The organism is Mucilaginibacter sp. UR6-11 (assembly GCF_020880695.1).
GTDB lineage: Bacteria > Bacteroidota > Bacteroidia > Sphingobacteriales > Sphingobacteriaceae > Mucilaginibacter.
Genome location: NZ_JAJIWO010000008.1, coordinates 74,472 through 93,897, shown reverse-complemented (window position 1 = coordinate 93,897; position 19,426 = coordinate 74,472). Strand labels below are relative to the sequence as shown.

Here is a 19,426-nt window from a genome sequence, read left to right as displayed (position 1 = left end):
GGTTAGAGGACATTATGTTAGTAATTAGGCAACCTACTCTTTAATCACTGCCTGGTAATACTTGGATACTTTATCAAATAAAAGGGCAGGTACAAAAGGCTTTGTTAAGTAATCACTCATTCCGGCCGCTAGCGCCTTATCATAGGTTTCCGGCATAGCATCGGCGGTTAGGGCTATTATAGGTATATTTGGCTGGCTTTTCTTAATCAGCTCGGTAGCTTCAAAACCATCCATTACGGGCATCTGCAGATCCATAATAATCAGATCATAAAGCTTACCGGTCACCATATCAACCGCAATTTTTCCGTTTAAGGCTTCATCAACGTTAGCCTGCCATTTTTTTAAAAATCTTGATGCAATAAGCAGGTTCATCTTATTGTCATCAACTATCAAAACATTCATTCCCTGTAAGCTAAGCGTCGGGTTACCTGCCGATCGGGTATTCCCGTTTTTAGTTTCTTTTTCCGGTAAGTTAAAGGCTATGGTAAAGGTAAAGGTCGTCCCTTTTTCAGGCTGGCTCTTTACAGAAATATCGCTGTTGTGTAAGTTGATCAATCGTTTGGTTATGGCCAGTCCCAGGCCTGTACCGCCGTAATTATTGTTGTTAAAGCTTGGTTCCTGCATAAACGGATCAAATATCATGTTCAGGTTTTCGGGCGCTATGCCAACCCCGGTATCTTCAACAATAAATTTGATGTTTACCTGGTCATCATGCAGCTGACCTGCTTTTAAGGTAATGGCTATTTTGCCTTTAGTGGTAAACTTTACCGCATTGCTTATCAGGTTATTTAGTATCTGGCTAAGGCGCATCTGGTCGCCAATTACCATCTCCGGTATGGCCTCGTCAATGGTAAGGTCGAGCGTTAAGTTCTTTTCGGCGGCCTTTGAAGCAAAAGTTTGTTTTATTTTTTGAGTCAGCGTATAGATATTGAATTTTAGTTCGTTAAGGTCTAATTTACCAGCCTCTATTTTGTTGTAATCCAAAATGTCATTAATAATGGCCAGCAGGTTCTCGCCCGAAAATTTAAGAATATTTAAATATTCCATTTGCTCGGGCCGCGGCGAATCAATTAACAACAGGTTAGTTGTACCAATAACCGCGTTCATGGGTGTCCGTATCTCGTGGCTCATTATTGACAGGAAGTCGGACTTAAACTTTGACGACTTTTCGGCCAGTTCTTTGGCCGATATTAATTCCATTGTCGCTTTTTGCTGATCAGTAATATCCTCGCCAATACCGGTTGTTTCTTTTAGCAGGCCATTCTCATCATAGCTTGTTGTGTTTTGCCAGCTAATGATGCGCTGTTCGCCGTTGCGGCATATCACCGGGTTAACGTATTGCAAAGGCAAGGCATTGTGAGCAAGCATATTGCTGACGCTTGTTTTTAATTCGTCAGGTATGAAGCTGTCAATCCAATTCATACCCAGTATTTCTTTTTGGCTGTAACCCAGCAAATTGGCCAAATGTTGATTGCAAAAAATGATGCCGCCGTCACTGTCTAATGAAATAGCCGCAAGTTTAATTGTTTCTAATACCAGTTTGTATTTATTCTCTGTCCTTTTAAAATCTATTTCAACCTGTTTCCGGTCGGTAATATCCTGTAAGGTGCCTATTATTTTGCGGGTGCTTCCGGTATCATTTTTTAATATTTTGCCAATGATCACGCTTAAATATTTTACAGCGCCTCCGGCGGTCACTATTCTGAAAACGCAGGTATAATTGGGGGTGTTGGTGGCGCCTTTAAAAAGATGCTGTAAAACAAATTTATCGTTTTTATGCACATACGTTAACAATAGTCTTTTTACCCCCATTTGTGCCAAAAGTCCCGGTTCAACCTCAAAAATATTGGTTATCTCGTCAGACCATGATAGCTTATGTGATGTGTTATCCCAACTCCAGTTACCAATTTTGGCTATGGTTTGCGCCTCAATCAATTCATTGCGGCCTTTTTTTATAGCTTTTTCTGATAGTTTAATATCGGTGATATCCTGTATGATACCAACAATCCTTCTCAGCCTGCCGTCCGTGTTTAATTCTTTATCACCAATAATAATCCTGATGTATTTTAGATTGCCAGCAGCCGTAACGAGCCGGTGTTCATGTTCTTTTTCGGTGGACGTTGATACCGAAAAAAGAAATTTTGAAGCGCTTTCCAGGTCATCGGGATGAATCATACCCGAATAATACTCCAGCTTATCCACATCCGCGGGGATAGCCTCGGTTTCTAAAATTGAAAGTAAATTAGGTGAAAAAAATATATCGCGGGTAGCGCCGTCAAACAGCCAGTTGCCAACTTTAGCTATCGTTTGCGCTTCTAAAAGCAACAACTCTTTTTCTTTTAGAACAGCGGCATAATTTTTTTGCTCGGTAATGTCCGCCACCGATACGGAAATGCGGTAGGTATAATTGCCATCGCGGTCAAATACCGGCGTTAGTTTGGCCAGTTGCCAGCGGCCGGTGCCATAGTCTGAAATGTACTCTAATGAGGTTGGCCTGCGGTTGGCGATGACATAGTCAAGCGCTTCATCAAACTTAACAGATTTTTCGGCGCTTAAAACATCTTCAATCCTTTTACCAACTAATATATTGGGGTTAACCACACGGTCCTCAAACTCATTGAACCAGGCGCTCAGGCAAATTTTATCTTCATTAAATTCAAAAATAACGTCGTCAAGCGAGTTAATGAGCGAGTTAAGCTGGTGGGGGTTGTTTGGTAGTTTTGAGGTGTAATTTTTAACCGCTTTTTTGATTAACCGCCGGTAGGCAATTGCCATAAAAAAGACGGTTAACAGTAAAGCGGTTAAGGGCAGGCCAACACTGTAGTAAATTGAGTTTAATAATACAGGCTCGCCGGTTGTTGCCATTAACATTATATTTTATAATAAGATTTATAGCTACGAATATACCAAATGGAGGGCTTTGATTTATAATAAGTTTATAAGACAACTTTTTTACAATTCCACAACCGTAGTAACAGGGAAATTATACGCGGATTTATATATATTTGTTGCATATACAAAAATCTTTCTATGTCAGGCTCAGCACAATTAAAAATAGGTGATAAAACATATGATCTTCCAATTATAGAGGGTACCGAAGGGGAAAAAGCTATTGATATTTCAAAATTAAGAGATCAAAGCGGGTACGTAACACTTGATGTCGGTTATAAAAATACAGGTGCTACGCAAAGCGGTATAACTTTTTTAGATGGTGAGTTAGGTATACTCAAATACCGTGGCTATCCAATTGAGGAGCTTGCCGAAAAATCAACCTTTATTGAAGTTGCTTACCTGTTAATATATGGTGATTTGCCATCTGCGCAGCAGCTAAAAGATTTCCAGTATGAAATAAGCCGCCACACGCTGGTGCATGAGGATATGAAAAAGTTTTTTGATGGCTTCCCGTCAAAATCGCATCCAATGGGTCAGTTGTCTTCATTGGTGTGTTCATTATCTGCATTTTATCCCGAATCATTAAAACCCAACCAAACTAAAGAGGAGCTGAACCAGAGCATTATTAAAATGCTTAGTAAAATGGCTACCATAGTTTCGTGGATCTATAAAAAATCACTGGGCCACCCGGTTATGTACCCGCTTAATAAGTTTGATTATGTAACCAACTTTCTGAACATGACCTTTGGCCAGTTAACCGAAGAAGTGGAAATTGACCCGGTTGTGGTTAGCGCCATGAACACACTGTTAATCTTACATGCCGATCATGAGCAAAATTGCTCAACATCAACAGTGCGTATCGTAGGGTCGTCCGAGTCAAACATCTACGCTTCAGTATCTGCAGGGATCTCTGCATTATGGGGCCCGCTGCACGGTGGTGCCAACCAGGCTGTTATTGAGATGCTGGAGAAAATTAAAGAAGACGGTGGCGATACTGATAAATGGATCAACAAAGCAAAGGATAAGAACGATCCGTTTCGCCTGATGGGATTTGGTCACCGCGTTTATAAAAACTTTGACCCGCGTGCCAAGATCATCAAAAAAGCCTGCGACGATATATTGGAAAAACTGGGTATCAATGATGAGGTATTGGAGATAGCCAAGCGTTTAGAAGAAGTGGCGTTAAAGGACCCATATTTTGTTGAACGTAAACTTTACCCTAATGTCGACTTTTATTCAGGTATTATTTACCGCGCATTAGGTTTCCCTACGGATATGTTCACGGTACTGTTTGCCCTGGGCCGTTTACCGGGCTGGATAGCACAATGGAAAGAAATGAAACAAAACAAGGAGCCTATAGGCCGCCCGCGTCAAATTTACAATGGCGCAGTTGACAGGGAATATGTCGGCATTGACAAAAGATAATTTTTAAATCTTTAGATATATTTAAAGCCTCCGGTTACCGGGGGCTTTTTTTGTTGGTGTTCCGGAGTGTTCCGGGGTGTTCCGCTCTGTTCCGGGGTGTTCCGGAGTGTTCCGGAGTGTTCCGGGGTGTTCCGCTTTGTTCCGCTCACGCAAAGTGGAACACCCCAAAAGCACAGGCCCCGGAATCGAAAGAAACCGGGCCCTGTGCTTTATAATAATTCCGAAATCAAATTAATCGCCGTTTTCGCTGCTAAACAAATAAGTTTCTGTATTGCCAACCGGTAAGGTTACACCCTCACCACGGCTTAACTGCCACCAGAAGCGGGCACGCAGCTTTTCGTGATTGCCAATTTCGTTCATGCTGTCAGAGTCATACAGGCGGCCATTGATCATGACATATTTAATATTATCGCTGTTGCGGATATCGTCCAGCGGGTTTTGGTTAAGCACGATCAGATCTGCAAGTTTACCCCGCTCTAATGATCCTATTTCTTTATCCATGCCCAGATAAGAGGCGCCGTTTATGGTAGCGCAACGGATAACCTGCAACGGCGTCATCCCGCCCTGTGCAAGCATCCACATTTCCCAGTGAGCGCCCAGGCCCTGCAGCTGGCCATGTGCACCCAGGTTTATTTTAGTACCGCCATCTGCTATGGCTTTAACATATTTGGATACTTCAATATGGCCATACTCGCCATATTCAGAAGTAGTCCGGCGGCGCGAGCGGGCGTCAACTATTGAACGCGGAGTGAAATTTAACAAATGTTCGTTCTTCCAGACCTCGGTACGGTCATACCAAAAGTTTTCGCCAAACTGAGTACCGTAACTCACAATCAGGGTAGGCGTATAACCTGTTTTGCTATTGTTCCATAAGGATATTACGTCTTTATAAACGGGCCAAACGGGTATGCTGTGCTCAATGCCGGTTTGGCCGTCCAATATCATGTTCATGTTGGTGAAAAAGGTTGAACCACCCTCTGGCACAACTTCCATTTGCAACTGGCGCGCGGCCTCAACAATTTCCTGGCGTTGCTCACGACGGGGTTGATTATAGCTTTTTACCGAAAATGCGCCAACAGCTTTTAACCGGCGCAGATGTGAAAGTGCGTCATCTAAGCTATTGATCACTACCTTGAAGTCGCCATCGGCACCGTATAGTACCGAGCCGGTTGAGTAAACACGGGGTCCAACCATGCGTCCGGCCTTTAACATCTCAGACTGGCTGAAAACCATCTCGGTATTGCTTGACGGATCGTGCGAGGTGGTAACACCGTAAGACAGGTTAGCAAAGTAGTTCCAGTCCTGTTGCGGCGAAATACCGTCAGGGCTTGGGTGTAAGTGAGCATGTACGTCTATGATACCCGGCATGATTGTTTTACCGGCAACATCATAGATCTTGGCATCATCGGGCACCTGCACATCGGCAGTTTTGCCAATAGCCAATATTTTATTACGATCAATAACGATGGTGCCTTTTTCAATCACCTCATCATCTTTCATGGTGATGATGCGTGCATTGGTAAAAGCTATTTTTCCGTCAGGTACATCAGTTTTTAACTTAAGGCCGATATCAATGCCGGCCGTATCAATTGGCGGGGTTTTATCAGCACCATCAATAAACGGAAAAGCGTTTTTTATATCCCGGGTATAATATTTGGGTCCCAGGGTCCACATTAATTTCTGGCTGTCTTTGCTCCAGTGTAAATACGTGCCCGCGTCACGGGTTAATTTATTTAAGGGTAGTGATTTGTTTGTGGCGGACAATTCCTGTGGCGCGCCTGTATTAACCATTGGCGTAATGTAGCAGTTAAACAGCTCGGTAAAAGCCATCCATTTGCCATCCGGACTTGGGGCAAACTGTGTCGCGTAAGTTGATGTATACAGCGTTTTTTGATTAGCACCGTTAGCATCCATCACCTTATAAGCTTTTTTACCACCTTCCCCGCTCTGAAAATAAATTTTGCTGTCATCAGCGGAGAATGTAGGGTCAATACCATTATCCAATATCAATTGCGGGTTGCCGCCAGTGGTAGGTATGGTATAAATTCCGGGATTGGTGCCGAACGCAAATCCCAGCACCTCATTTCCCTCGCCTTTACGATACAATATTTTATCGCCGCGGTTTGAGAATTTAGGGGTGTAATAAAAACCTTTATCGCTGGTTATCCGTGTCGTTACATGGGTGGTAAGATCGGTTGTATAAATAGCACCCTTTAAAGCATCGTTCCAGGCTACATAAACCAGCTGTTTACCGTCCGGGCTAAAATGCGGATCGTATTCAAAATCGCCAATGGTATCTATCCGCATGGGTACACCATTCGGCAGATCTTTAATATAGACAAAACCGGCAGCATTAAATGCGATGCGTTTCCCGTCGGGCGAGGTGGTTACCTGCCTGATCATCCTGGCTGTGAACTCATCCTGAAATACTCTTTGCGGAAAATGCAGCGCATCAGTAATGGTTTGTTGCGATGTTACCTCAAATGGTATTTGTATACTTGAAAGTGTGTTTATATCCAGGTTCCAGATCTTTCCTTTGGCGTAAAAAATGATGTTCTTGCTGTCGGGCGTCCACGAAAAATTGGGATATACCCCAAAAATCGCCCATGTTTCCTGCTGGTCATGCGATAGATTATCATACACGGGCCATTCTTCGCCGGTGCTTAAATTATGCAGGTACAGTACTGATTTTAGCCTTACCCGTTTAACAAAGGCAAGCAGCTTACCATCCGGAGATAGTTGCGGGCGGCATGCGCCACCAGCACCACCGGTTACAGTTTCAATATTACCATTGTCGCGGTTTAGTCGCTTTATGGCATAAATGCCTGCGTTAGGATCCTTGCTGTATTGGAAAGAAGGGCCGGGCGTAACATCCTCGCTCCAGTAAACAAACTTCCCGTCGGGCGATACCGTTGGCTCACCGGCATCCTGCTGGTCGTTTTTACGTTTAGTTAACTGTATGCCATCACCACCATTTTTATGATACATCCACATTTCGCCGGCACCTAATGAACGGCTGGCGGTAAAGTGCTTGCGTGCAACTACGTATTGGCCGTCAGGGGTCCACGATGCATTGTTCAATAACCGGAAGCTTTCTTTGGTGACGGAGTGTTTGTTTCCGCCATCAGCATTCATTATCCAAATGTTATCGCCGCCTTCTTTATCGCTGGTATAGGATATATATTTACCATCCGGACTGTAGCGGGGCTGTACTTCATAGGCATGACCGCCGGCCAATAAAACAGCCTTGCCGCCGGTAATGGGGATACTGTAAATGTCGCCCAATAAATCAAATACAATAGTTTTACCATCGGGGCTTACATCAAGGTCCATCCAGGTACCTTCATCGGTAGTTATTGTTACTTTTTTTGCTATTCCCGGAGGGGATTCTACATTCCATTTTTGGGCCTGTACGGTACATGCCGTTATTAAAAATATAAATGTTATATTAAGTAGCTTCATCAGTTAATGATTTTATAAAGCGCTAAGTTAAAACTATTGCGCATTATTAATAGTTTTGGAACAGCCATAAAACAATGACAATACAGGAAATTTTAAAAACTTATTGGGATCATGATATTTTCCGCCCCATGCAGGAGGATATTATCCAATCTGTGTTGTTGGGGCATGATACTTTGGCACTGCTGCCTACAGGCGGGGGCAAGTCGGTTTGTTTCCAGGTACCGGCTATCGCTAAAGAAGGAATATGCATAGTGGTATCACCATTGATAGCTCTGATGAAAGATCAGGTAGAAAATTTAAAACAAAAAGGTATTGAGGCCGTAGCCATAACTGCGGGTATGAGTAAACGCGAAATTGATTTATCGCTGGATAACTGTATTTATGGCCAGGTTAAGTTTTTATACTTATCGCCCGAGCGGCTTTTATCTGAATTGGTGCGCGAGCGCATTAAATATATGAAAGTAAATCTTTTTGCTGTTGACGAGGCACATTGTATATCACAATGGGGATATGATTTCAGGCCAGCCTATCTGCATATTGCTGACTTGCGCGAACTGCACCCCGAAGTGCCCGTGCTAGCGTTAACAGCTACCGCCACCGCCGAAGTACGTATAGACATCCAGCAAAAGCTAAAATTTGTAAATGGCGTAGTTTTTCAAAAAAGCTTCGAGCGTAAAAATATTAGCTACGTGGTGCAGTATGAGGAGAACAAATTAAGAAAGATGCTCGACATTGCTACCGGTGTTAAAGGCAGCGGGATAGTATATGTGCGCAGCCGGCGTGAATGTGCCGAAATAGCAAAATTTTATCATGATAATGGCATCAGGGCTGATTATTATCATGCGGGTTTAACGCCCGACGAACGGTCGAAAAAGCAGGAAAGCTGGAAAACCAATAAAACACGAATTATAGTTGCAACCAACGCCTTCGGAATGGGGATTGACAAACCCGATGTACGGTTTGTCATCCATAAAGATCTGCCCGAAAGTCTGGAGGCCTATTACCAGGAAGCGGGCAGGGCAGGGCGCGACGAACAGAAAGCCTATACGGTATTATTATACAATAATGCCGATCGTGCCAGGCAGGAGAAAATATTTGAGCTGAGTTTTCCGACGGTTGACGAAATTAAGGTAGTTTACCATTACCTGTCTAACTACTACTCGGTTGCTTATGGCGCGGGCGCCGGCATTAGCTTTGATCTTGATTTGGGTGCCTTTTGTGCCAAATATAAGCTGGATGTAATTAAAACTTTAAATGCGCTTAAATTTTTAGAGCAGGATGAATATTTATCATTTAATGAAAGCGTATTCCTGCCATCCCGATTCAGGTTTGAAGTGTTTAATGAGCAGCTGTATAATTTCCAGATTCAAAATTCCGGTTGGGACGCGTTTGTTAAAACTCTGCTGAGATCATACGGCGGGGCTTTTGAAAATTATGTACGTTTAAAAGAGTTTGACGTGGCGCGGCGCGCTAATCTGAGTGTACAGCAGGTGATAGAAGGATTAAAACAACTCCAGGAATATGGCGTATTAAGTTATCTGCCGCAAAACGATCAGCCGCAGGTTACCTATTTAAAAGCGCGGCAGCATCCTAATAACGTATATATCAATAAACAATATATAGAACAGCGTAAAGCCACTTATCTTAAAAAGATAAATGCAGTTTTTACCTATTGTACCCGGAAACAATGCCGCAGCCAGTTATTGTTAACCTATTTTGACGAAACCGATGTGGACAAATGCGGCATTTGTGATGTATGCCTCGATGAAAAACGCAAGCAGGAAGCTAACGATATTTTCGACGATATTACCAGTGAGATAGCACAACTGCTGAGCACAGAACCGTTGGATATCGGTTCATTAATAGGTGCTATCAAAAATGGAACTGAAAAAGAACGACTGGATACCGTTCGTTTGTTGCTTGATGCCGGCAAAATTAAATTCGGCGGCGAAAAATATTATTTATAACAAGTCGCTTAGAATGCCGAAATCTCCTCGCGGCAAGTTTTTAATGTCATGATACTTAATTTTTATACCGGTTTCACCGACTCATTTATGGCGTTCGCCGAGTAAAACCGGTATTGTGTCGTTTTCACACCAACTTGCTGTAACCTTTGTAATTCGGTATCGTCTTATGGGTGTATTTAAAATAATTAAAAAAAGATATTCACCATAATAATTAAGATCATGAAAACCAGAATCGTAACGCTCATCACACTGTTAACCATAGTATTAAGTGTAACAATAGCAAATGCAGCAATCCCCAATAATAACGGTAATCAAGCCGCTGTATTTGTTGCAACAAACAACATTAGTAAAATTGAAGCTTCAGGAAATGTTGAAGTTTATGTCACCAATGGTGATAAAGACCAAGTAAAAGTTTATGATAAATACTACGCAGAAAATGCTTTGGTACAAGATAAAAATGGCGTACTGCGCATAGCGTCGTACACCGCCGATAAATTGGTTGTGTTGGTAACCGTGGCCGACCTGCGTGCTATCACTGCCAGCGATAATGCCACTATCAAATCATGCGGCACTTTGTCAGCAATTGATTTAAGCGTAGTGTTAAACAACAGTGCATCTGCACAATTAAAATTAAACGCTTTAGCTGTTAACTTTACGGTTAATAACCATTCAACAGCAAATCTGTCAGGTAATGTAAATGACTATAGTATACGTTACAGCCAATCATCAACAGTAAATAAAACAGATTTAGTTGCTGCTAATATCACCGAGGTAAATACCACCAAACAAGCTATTTTCCAGGCCCGCGAAAAAGTGGCCAGTTTATAATTATGCACACTTTTGCAAAAGTTCACTATATATTTTTTTTGAGGAGCCAATTGGCTCCTCTTTTTTTGCGTAACTTCAACTGCAATTTAAGCAGATTAAATCCAGACCATGAAAAAAACCGACTTAGCCATACTAGCCCTGTTTGCAGGCGTTTCATTACTGTTACTATCCTCATGCAAGATAGGGTGTGTTAAAGGATCAGGAAACCAGGCATCAGCCGCACGCAAAGTAACTGACTTTACCAAGCTTGATATTTCGGGCGCATTTAAAATAATTTTGAAACAGGATAGTACCTTGGGTGTAACGGTAACAACCGATGATAACCTGTTGCAATATGTTAAAACCGATATCGATGGCGATAGGCTGGTGATCTCAACCTCTAAAAAAAGTATCTGCAGTAGCGGCTCCATTGCCATAACTATCGGTGTCCGTCATCTGGAGGCTATCAAGGCTTCAGGTGCGGTAGACCTGGCATCGGACGGGAAAATAGTGACGAAAAATGTTAATTTAGAATTATCAGGCGCCACTAAAATTAATCTAGATCTTGACGCAGCAGACGTTACCACTACCGCTAACGGTGTTACAGAAATTACGTTAAAAGGTCAGGCAAGTTCGCATAGTATTGAGTTTGACGGCGGGGGAAAATTACACGCATTTGATTTTGTCGCCGGCAGCTATAATATCACTAGCTCAGGTGCCAGTGAATGCGATATAAACGTATTGCGTGAGCTTACTGTAAAAAGCAGTGGAGCATCGGCAGTAAAGTATAAAGGCAATCCGGCCACTATAAACAATAATAAAACAGGCGTTTCATCAATAACAAAAGTTAATTAAACAATAAAAAAACGCCGGGAATGCCTTTTCAGACTTTTCCGGCACATTAAACTTATCACACATTATGAAAAAAGTAGCTAAGATTTTTGCTTATGTAGCAATATTTGTAGTTGTAGTTATCATAGGTATTGTAGCTTATGTAACACTTGCCTTACCTAATGTAGGTCCCCCCGAAAATATTAAAGTAGAAATAACCCCACAAAGGCTTGAGCGTGGCAAATACCTGGCCATCAACGTATCGGGCTGCCTTGACTGCCATTCGGCACATGACTGGACGAAATTTGGCGGCCCGATTGATACCAATCAACTGGGATCAGGAGGCGAGAAATTTGACGCCGGCGTTGGCTTCCCGGGTAATGTTACAGTACCAAATCTTACCCCGCACAATTTAAAAAACTGGACAGACGGCGAATTATTAAGGGCGATAACAACCGGTGTTAAAAGGGATGGCTCGGCTATATTCCCGTTAATGCCATGGCCTTATTATTCAAAAATGGACAGGGAAGATCTTTATTCGATCATTGCCTACATCCGCTCATTAAAGCCAATTGATAAAGACTATCCAAAATCAAAACTCGATTTTCCGTTGAATATCATTGTTCACACTATGCCGCAAAAAGCAACCCTGGGCAAAAAGCCCGATACAAAGGATACCCTTAAATATGGCAAATACCTGGTGCAATCAGCCGCCTGTAAAGAATGTCACTCGCAAGACAATAAAGGCACTTTACTGCCCGGACTTGAATTTGCGGGTGGCAGGCCGTTTAAAGTAGGTGCAGGCACAGTGCGTTCCACGAATATTACATCTGATGTTAAAACCGGGATAGGTGGTTGGACCAAAGAGGGTTTTATAGCGCGTTTTAAAGCTTATAACGATCAGAGCAAGGCACAAAAAGTGGGGGTATCAGATTTTCAGACCGTAATGCCGTGGTGGAATTTCAGCAAAATGAGCGAGGGCGACCTGGCATCTATTTATACTTATTTAAAAACGCTAAAACCGGTTAAAAACGCCGTAGTTAAATTTTCACTTAAATAATATATTTTGCATTTATAATCAACAAAAAAGCCGCGTTGTTCGCGGCTTTTTTGTTGATCTCAATAATAGTTTTTATTTAAATAATTTAAACTCGTCTATTTGAAAAGCACCGGAAAACGTGCTTACAATTCTCCATCTATAATATTGATAAGGTTTAGGATTAGCTATCGGATAATAAAAGTACCGGTTATACCGTGTGTCTTGTTGACCTATAGATGTAAGGTAATCTGCAAAACCAACTGTAAGCGTTTGGTGATCAATAACATCCCAGTTAGTGCCATCAGTTGAGCCGTCTATATACCATTCTTTTGGATCACGCGAACTCTCAGAATCATTTCCATTTGCTATGGCATAAAGGTTTACCGCCACAGGCGATGCAAACTGAAGGGTGACTATTTCAGGAACCGGGAACGAGCTGTAGAACCCAAATTTGGTTTGGATATTATTGTCAACCAACTTGAGCGAATTTTCATTATTGTTATCCTTATTCTCATTTGTTGAACTAAATGCCACGTAAGTCTGGGTAATGTCTGTAGCTATCCCGTCGGTAGTAACACTTCTGCTTATAGTTGCAGTACTGCCTTTGTCGGTAGTAATTGATACTGAAAAGTTGTTAAAACTGCCGAATGTAAAAGACTGGAGCGGAGATAGTAAAGTGCTTTTAGTAGTGGTTACGACACTTGTAACAGGATCCACTGCATTGAAGGTCCATAAAATTGATTTAATATTACCTTTTACCGCTGCGTTAAATTTAAGCTGATATAAATTTTCGGTTTTTACAGCTGTTACTTTTAAAACACTATCCGGAATAATATTGATCACAACATCTTTATGTGAAAAATCTCCGGTTTTTGAAATCGTCTTTAAATCTACTAAATAGGTACCCGTGGCAAGATAAGTATGGGTAGGGGTTGTGTCGGTTTTTAAAGTATCGTCCCCAAACCTCCATTCTAACGTTGAAAAGTTTTTAGCCAGGCTATTAAACTTAAATGTAAAACCGTCAGCCGGGTCAGGCGTGATTGTATAATCTGAAATCGGATTTACTGTTACCGGATCCACAGGTACAGGCACGTCTTTTTTTGAGCACGAGACTATCGCTCCAACGCAAATAAGTAATGCTAAGGGCTTTAATAATTTTTTCATAGGTAATTGTGTGTTAATCTTCATAAGTAATTTATAATAATGGTAGATGATGCAATTTTGATGGCTTGTGAAAACCACACACACATATTCATAAACAGGCACTGTAAAATTTAAGAATACGAGGTTAACGGGATAATATCCCATAGTTAACCATAGATTTAATATTAAGGAGGGGGATGATCGTTATCTACCCATAAAGCGGGCTGTCAAAACTTACCATCAGAAGTACAATAGTAACAACAAGTTTCCCAGTTCTATACAAATATTAGTTTTATAACAGAATAATTACAATTGAGCTTATATTCCCAAAACAAAAAGCCGCGTTGTTACGCGGCTTTTTGTTTTGGGAATAGTGTGGGTATTATCTTTTAACTACTTAACTCATTATTATTTATATAATTTAAACTCATCAATTTGGAAAGCTCCTTTAAATGTGCTTACAATTCTCCATCTGTAGTATTGATAAGGTTTAGGATTAGCAATCGGGTAATAGAAGAACCTGTTATACTGGCTGGAGCCTTGGCCAATAGATGCCAGATAATCAGCGAATCCGATCGTCAATACCTGGTGATCAAGCACGTCCCAGTTATTGCCGTCATTTGATCCTTCAACATACCATTCGTTTGGATCACGATCACTTCCGGAGTCATTACCGTTTACTATAGCATAAAGTTTAACCGTGATAGCTGATTTAAATTGAAGCGTAGCAATTTCGGGAACAGGGAAAGGTTTATAGAAACCAAATTTGGTTGATAAATTACCGTCAACTAATTTAAGCGAACCTTCATTAGGGCCCTGGTCTGTGTTTTCGTTGGTTGAATTGTAAGAAATATAGGTTTGCGTAATATCTGTGGCTATCCCGTCAGTAGTAACACTCTTGCTAATAGTTACCACGCTACCTTTATCCGTAGTGGCTGTTACTGAAAAGTTGTTGAAACTGCCGAACGTAAAAGATTGAAGGGGAGACAATTCGGTACTTGTAGTGGTAGTAGTAACATTTGTTTCAGGGTCCACCGCGTTGAAAGTCCATAAAATAGATTTAACGGTGCCCTTTAATATGGCGTTAAACTTAAGCTGGTATAAAACGTTAGTTTTTTCCGCAGTTACTTGTAACACACTATCCGGAATGATATTGATATTTACTTGTTTATGAGAAAAATCTCCGGTTTTTGAAATGGCCTTTAAATCTACCAAATAAGTGCCGGTAGCAAGATAAGTGTGGGTTGGGTTTGTTTCCGTATTTAACGTGTCGTCGCCAAACCTCCATTCTAATTTGGTATAGTCCTTGCCTAAGTTATTAAACTTAAATGTAAATCCGTCAGTAGGATCAGGCGTGACGGTGTAATCAGCCAGCGGATTTATAACTGTAGATTCCGTTGGGACAGGTATTTCTTTTTTTGAACAGGATACTATTGCTCCCAGACAAAAAAGCAAGCCCAATGGTTTTAAAAATTTTCTCATAAATGGTTTAGTTTTAGGTTTTGTAATTAATTCTGTTTTAGGTTTCATAATAGTTCGGGTTTCACAATGGTTCTTGTTGATAGCAATTGGTTTATTAATGATATGGTTCAGTCTTGCAATCCCACGGGCATATTATACCAGATAGTTAATAGAAAATTAAAAAACAGGGTAATATCCAGCCGCGGGCTATACTTTTTTGAGTATATTTTAATTTAATCAGGCTAAATAATTAGGGCGGTTCTTCTATAATTGGTTGTGTATATATAGCAATGGGCAGCTATAAATACACCATAAGTATAATAATAAATTTAACACTAAATTTACTTTTTACATATGACCATTAAATTTATAACAAAATATTTACAAAAAAAATGACTAATAAGTCTTTTTTTTTTCATCCCGCTAATTAGTTTTTTTTAAGTTTTTGATTTGATTGCCGGCCTGATTAGCTGGGCTAATTAAAAATAAATTCGTATTTTTGCGCCTCTAAATTTGTAGCCCTTTATTATAGCTAAGCTGTAAATGCAGTACTTAATAATTAAATTTACCCATTAAAGATGAATATTACACAGGAAAAGATTGATACCCTGAATGCAGTTGTAAAAATCAACATAGATCCGGCTGATTACCAGGGCCGCGTTGACAAGGCAATAAAAGACCATGCTAAAAAAGCAAAAATGCCCGGCTTCCGCCCCGGAATGGTTCCGCCGTCTCATATTAAAAAGATGTATGGCAAAAGTATTTTGGTTGACGAGGTAAATAATCTGTTATCAGACACTTTAAACAATTATATAGCAGAGCAAAAGCTGGAAGTACTGGGCCAGCCCTTACCAAAGGTTGATGATAAACAAGAATATAACTGGGATTTCACAGACGCTTTTGAGTTTAACTATGAGATTGGTTTAGCGCCGGAGTTTAATCTTTCTTTTTCATCAAAAGATAAATTGACCCAATATGTGATCAAAATTGATGAGGCCACTTTAGCCGAACGCGTTAAAAATATCCGCAGGAGCTATGGCAAAATGACAAATCCTGACGTATCGGCAGAGGATGATGTATTATATGCGCAATTAACGCAACTTTCGCCGGATGGTTCTGTTTTTGATGATGGAATAAGCAATACAACATCGGTACGTTTAGAACAGGTAGCAGACGCGAAAATTAAAAAATCGCTTATCGGTTTAAAAAAGGATGATGAAGTAGTACTGGATATCCAGAAAGCTTATAATAACGACGCGCCAAAAATTGCTGCTATATTAGGCATTGAAGAAAGCGAAGCGGTTGATTTGAAATCAAATTTCAAGTTAACTGTAAAAAATGTTAATCGTTTAGAAGAAAGCGACCTGAACCAGGAGTTCTTTGATAAATTATTTGGCGAAGGTACGGTAACCGACGAAGCGGGCTTCAAAGCAAAAATAACTGAAGAGTTGGAAAGCATGATGCAACAGGATGCTGAGCGTAAATTACAGAATGATATCTATAACTATAGTATAGAAAAAGTTCAGTTTAATTTACCCGATGATTTCCTGAAACGCTGGTTAAAGGTTACCAACGATAAATTGTCTGATGAGGAATTAGAAGGCGGCTATAAAGATTTTGCTCAAAACCTTAAATGGACCTTAATTGAGAACAAGATCATTAAAGAAAACAACATCGAGATTAAATACGAGGAAGTTTTCGCAGCAGCAAAACAAAGCCTTGATCAGCAATTCAGAATGTACAGCCCGCAGCCAATTGCTGAAGAGCAATTAGCACAATATGCCGTACAGTACCTGCAAAACAAAGAGAATGCTAATAAAGTATTTGACGAAGTAAAGGCCCTTAAAACATTAGATTATATTAAGAGCGTAATTACTTTAGATAAAAAGGATATTTTTTATAACGACTTTAAAGAGTTAGTTAAATAAAGAACTTTCCTAACGTTTTATACAGAAAGCATCCACTTAATAATGGATGCTTTTTTTATACATTTTATCGCCCTGGCAATGCCATAACCAGGTAATTATTTTTACTTTAATCAAACTTTATCATTTAAATAATATTCAACTAAAAACTATATTTATCGCGGGCAATAGCCCGCATCACTACAAATAAAATACACACACATGAACAGTAATCCAGATAAAAACGAATTTAGAAAATATGCTGTAAAACATCACCGTATAAGCAGCACTTATGTAGATAGATTTATTGGCGGAGTAAACAGGAGCAATGCCCCAACCGGTATCGTTACCGGACCGGGCATTACCGGTATGACCCCGTATATTATTGAAGAGCGACAACTAAACGTTGCCCAGATGGACGTTTTTTCCCGCTTGATGATGGACCGTATCATCTTTTTAGGTGACGCCATTTATGAAAATATCGCTAACATTATACAAGCGCAACTATTGTTTTTGCAATCTGCAGATGCTAAACGGGATATACAGATCTATATTAACTCACCAGGCGGTTCAGTTTACGCAGGTTTAGGTATTTATGATACAATGCAATTCATATCAAATGATGTAGCCACTATTTGTACAGGTATGGCAGCATCAATGGGAGCGGTATTATTATGTGCTGGTGCCGAAGGTAAACGTGCCGCATTGCCGCATGCAAGGGTAATGATTCACCAGCCATCAGGTGGCGCCCAGGGCCAGCAGTCAGATATAGAGATCACTTATCACGAGATCACTAAATTGAAACAGGAGTTATACCAGATCATAGCCGACCATAGCGGCGCACCATACCAAAAAGTTTGGGATGCATCAGACCGTGACCATTGGATGATAGCAGAAGAAGCCAAAGAATTTGGTATGATTGACGAAATATTAAGAGGTAGTAAAACAAAATCAAAATAATTTGATTAGTAAGTGAACGGATGATTAAGTAGGGGTTATCTTTTAATAGGTAACTACCTGCGTAATCAGCCGCTCAATCAGTAAACGCAATTGTTTTATATCATTCAATTGCTTAAGTTTGTTAACAAGTTAATATCACAATGAATAAAAATAGTAAAGAGATAAGGTGTTCGTTTTGCGGCGCAGGCAAGCAAGATTCACTGATGCTTATAGCGGGGTTGGATGCACATATTTGTGATAAATGCGTTAACCAAGCTAACGAAATATTGGCCGAAGAACTAAAAGTTCGCAAGGTAAAGGCCTCGCCGGCATCGCCGGCAATATTAAAGCCGGCAGAAATAAAATCCCATCTTGATCAATATGTTATTGGCCAGGATGATGCAAAAAAGATCTTAGCTGTTGCCACTTATAACCACTATAAACGCTTAAACCAGCGCATTGATAAAGATGAGGTTGAGATCGAAAAATCAAACATCATTATGGTTGGCGAAACCGGTACCGGCAAAACGCTGCTGGCAAAGACGCTCGCCAAAATATTAAACGTCCCGTTTTGTATTTGTGATGCTACTGTACTAACAGAGGCAGGTTACGTAGGCGAGGACGTCGAAAGCATATTAACCCGTCTTTTACAGTCAGCCGACTATGATGTGGCTACTGCCGAAAAAGGTATTGTTTATATAGATGAGGTTGACAAGATCGCCCGCAAAAGTGATAATGCTTCAATAACCCGCGACGTTAGCGGCGAAGGTGTACAGCAAGCCCTGTTAAAAATACTGGAAGGCACAATGGTAAACGTACCGCCGCAAGGTGGCCGCAAACACCCTGATCAAAAAATGATCACCGTTAACACCAGCAACATTTTATTTATATGCGGCGGCGCTTTTGATGGTATCGAAAAGAAGATAGCTAACCGTTTACGCACACAAACCGTTGGTTATAAACTAAAAGGTAACGAGGGTGAGGTTGATTTGAAAAACCTTTACAAATATATTACTCCGCAGGATTTAAAATCATTTGGTTTGATACCCGAGTTGATTGGCCGTTTGCCGGTGCTTACTTATCTTAATCCGTTGGACAGGGAAGCATTGCACAATATATTGATCGAACCTAAAAATTCGTTATTAAAACAATACAAAAAGTTATTTGAATATGAAGGCGTAAAGCTTGATTTTGAAGACGACGTGCTGGAATTTATTGTTGATAAGGCAATGGAATTTAAATTAGGCGCACGTGGTTTACGCTCAATTTGCGAAGCAATAATGATTGACGCGATGTTTGAGTTCCCATCAAAAAAAGATGTGAAAAAACTTAACATCACTTTAGATTATGCCCGCGAAAAGTTTGATAAATCAGACCTTAAAAAGTTAAAAGTGGCTTAACAACAACGACATAGCAAACCGCTATTTTTGTTATAATAAACTGCAACCCTGGTGTAACGCCGGGGTTTGCTGTATAAGTACCTCGTCCAGTCGCTTTAAAAGACGAGCATTGAACAGAGCATGCCTTTAAAATGGCATATCATTAACATTAAAATT

The 19,426-nt window shown here is 40.6% G+C and carries 12 protein-coding genes; 8 read left to right on the top strand and 4 right to left on the bottom strand.

Features of this window, described 5'->3' with window-relative positions; genetic code table 11:
- Positions 1–33: 33 nt before the first annotated feature.
- Complete coding sequence (locus LJ658_RS17015) at positions 34–2,865, bottom strand: PAS domain-containing hybrid sensor histidine kinase/response regulator (protein ID WP_230547739.1); 2,832 nt, start codon at positions 2,863–2,865, stop codon at positions 34–36.
- A 165-nt stretch (positions 2,866–3,030) separates the two neighbouring features.
- Here LJ658_RS17015 and LJ658_RS17010 point away from each other — a divergent pair, with 165 nt between their 5' ends.
- Complete coding sequence (locus LJ658_RS17010; protein ID WP_230547738.1) at positions 3,031–4,317, top strand: citrate synthase; 1,287 nt, start codon at positions 3,031–3,033, stop codon at positions 4,315–4,317.
- A 231-nt stretch (positions 4,318–4,548) separates the two neighbouring features.
- Here LJ658_RS17010 and LJ658_RS17005 read toward each other — a convergent pair whose 3' ends face one another.
- Positions 4,549–7,779: an amidohydrolase family protein gene (locus tag LJ658_RS17005; RefSeq protein ID WP_230547737.1), complete on the bottom strand. Its 3,231-nt coding sequence runs from the start codon at positions 7,777–7,779 to the stop codon at positions 4,549–4,551.
- A 74-nt stretch (positions 7,780–7,853) separates the two neighbouring features.
- On the opposite strand from LJ658_RS17005, the gene LJ658_RS17000 reads away from it, so the two are divergent.
- The 4 genes from LJ658_RS17000 (at position 7,854) to LJ658_RS16985 (ending at position 12,444) form a co-directional block, all read left to right on the top strand.
- Positions 7,854–9,746, top strand: a complete 1,893-nt coding sequence (locus LJ658_RS17000) for an ATP-dependent DNA helicase RecQ (RefSeq protein WP_230547736.1) — start codon at positions 7,854–7,856, stop codon at positions 9,744–9,746.
- Positions 9,747–9,965: 219 nt separating this feature from the next.
- A complete protein-coding gene (locus LJ658_RS16995; protein WP_230547735.1) occupies positions 9,966–10,574 on the top strand; it encodes a GIN domain-containing protein in 609 nt (202 codons plus the stop codon).
- A gap of 108 nt (positions 10,575–10,682) precedes the next feature.
- Positions 10,683–11,408, top strand: coding sequence for a head GIN domain-containing protein (locus LJ658_RS16990; protein ID WP_230547734.1), 726 nt, complete (start codon positions 10,683–10,685; stop codon positions 11,406–11,408).
- Between the two features lie 64 nt (positions 11,409–11,472).
- Complete coding sequence (locus LJ658_RS16985; protein ID WP_230547733.1) at positions 11,473–12,444, top strand: c-type cytochrome; 972 nt, start codon at positions 11,473–11,475, stop codon at positions 12,442–12,444.
- A 72-nt stretch (positions 12,445–12,516) separates the two neighbouring features.
- Here the strand turns inward: LJ658_RS16985 and LJ658_RS16980 are convergent, their stop codons facing one another.
- Both LJ658_RS16980 and LJ658_RS16975 read right to left on the bottom strand, forming a co-directional pair.
- The gene (locus LJ658_RS16980; RefSeq protein ID WP_230547732.1) at positions 12,517–13,587 is read right to left on the bottom strand and encodes a PKD domain-containing protein; all 1,071 of its coding nucleotides are present in this window, start codon (positions 13,585–13,587) and stop codon (positions 12,517–12,519) included.
- Between the two features lie 387 nt (positions 13,588–13,974).
- The gene (locus LJ658_RS16975) at positions 13,975–15,048 is read right to left on the bottom strand and encodes a PKD domain-containing protein (protein WP_230547731.1); all 1,074 of its coding nucleotides are present in this window, start codon (positions 15,046–15,048) and stop codon (positions 13,975–13,977) included.
- Positions 15,049–15,605: 557 nt separating this feature from the next.
- Here LJ658_RS16975 and tig point away from each other — a divergent pair.
- The 3 genes from tig to clpX all read left to right on the top strand — a co-directional run bounded on the left by tig (position 15,606) and on the right by clpX (position 19,270).
- On the top strand, positions 15,606–16,955 hold the full coding sequence (gene tig / locus LJ658_RS16970; RefSeq protein WP_230547730.1) for a trigger factor: 1,350 nt from the start codon (positions 15,606–15,608) through the stop codon (positions 16,953–16,955).
- Between the two features lie 198 nt (positions 16,956–17,153).
- A complete protein-coding gene (locus LJ658_RS16965; protein WP_255670521.1) occupies positions 17,154–17,891 on the top strand; it encodes an ATP-dependent Clp protease proteolytic subunit in 738 nt (245 codons plus the stop codon).
- A gap of 140 nt (positions 17,892–18,031) precedes the next feature.
- On the top strand, positions 18,032–19,270 hold the full coding sequence (gene clpX / locus LJ658_RS16960) for an ATP-dependent Clp protease ATP-binding subunit ClpX (RefSeq protein ID WP_230547729.1): 1,239 nt from the start codon (positions 18,032–18,034) through the stop codon (positions 19,268–19,270).
- Positions 19,271–19,426: the final 156 nt, after the last annotated feature.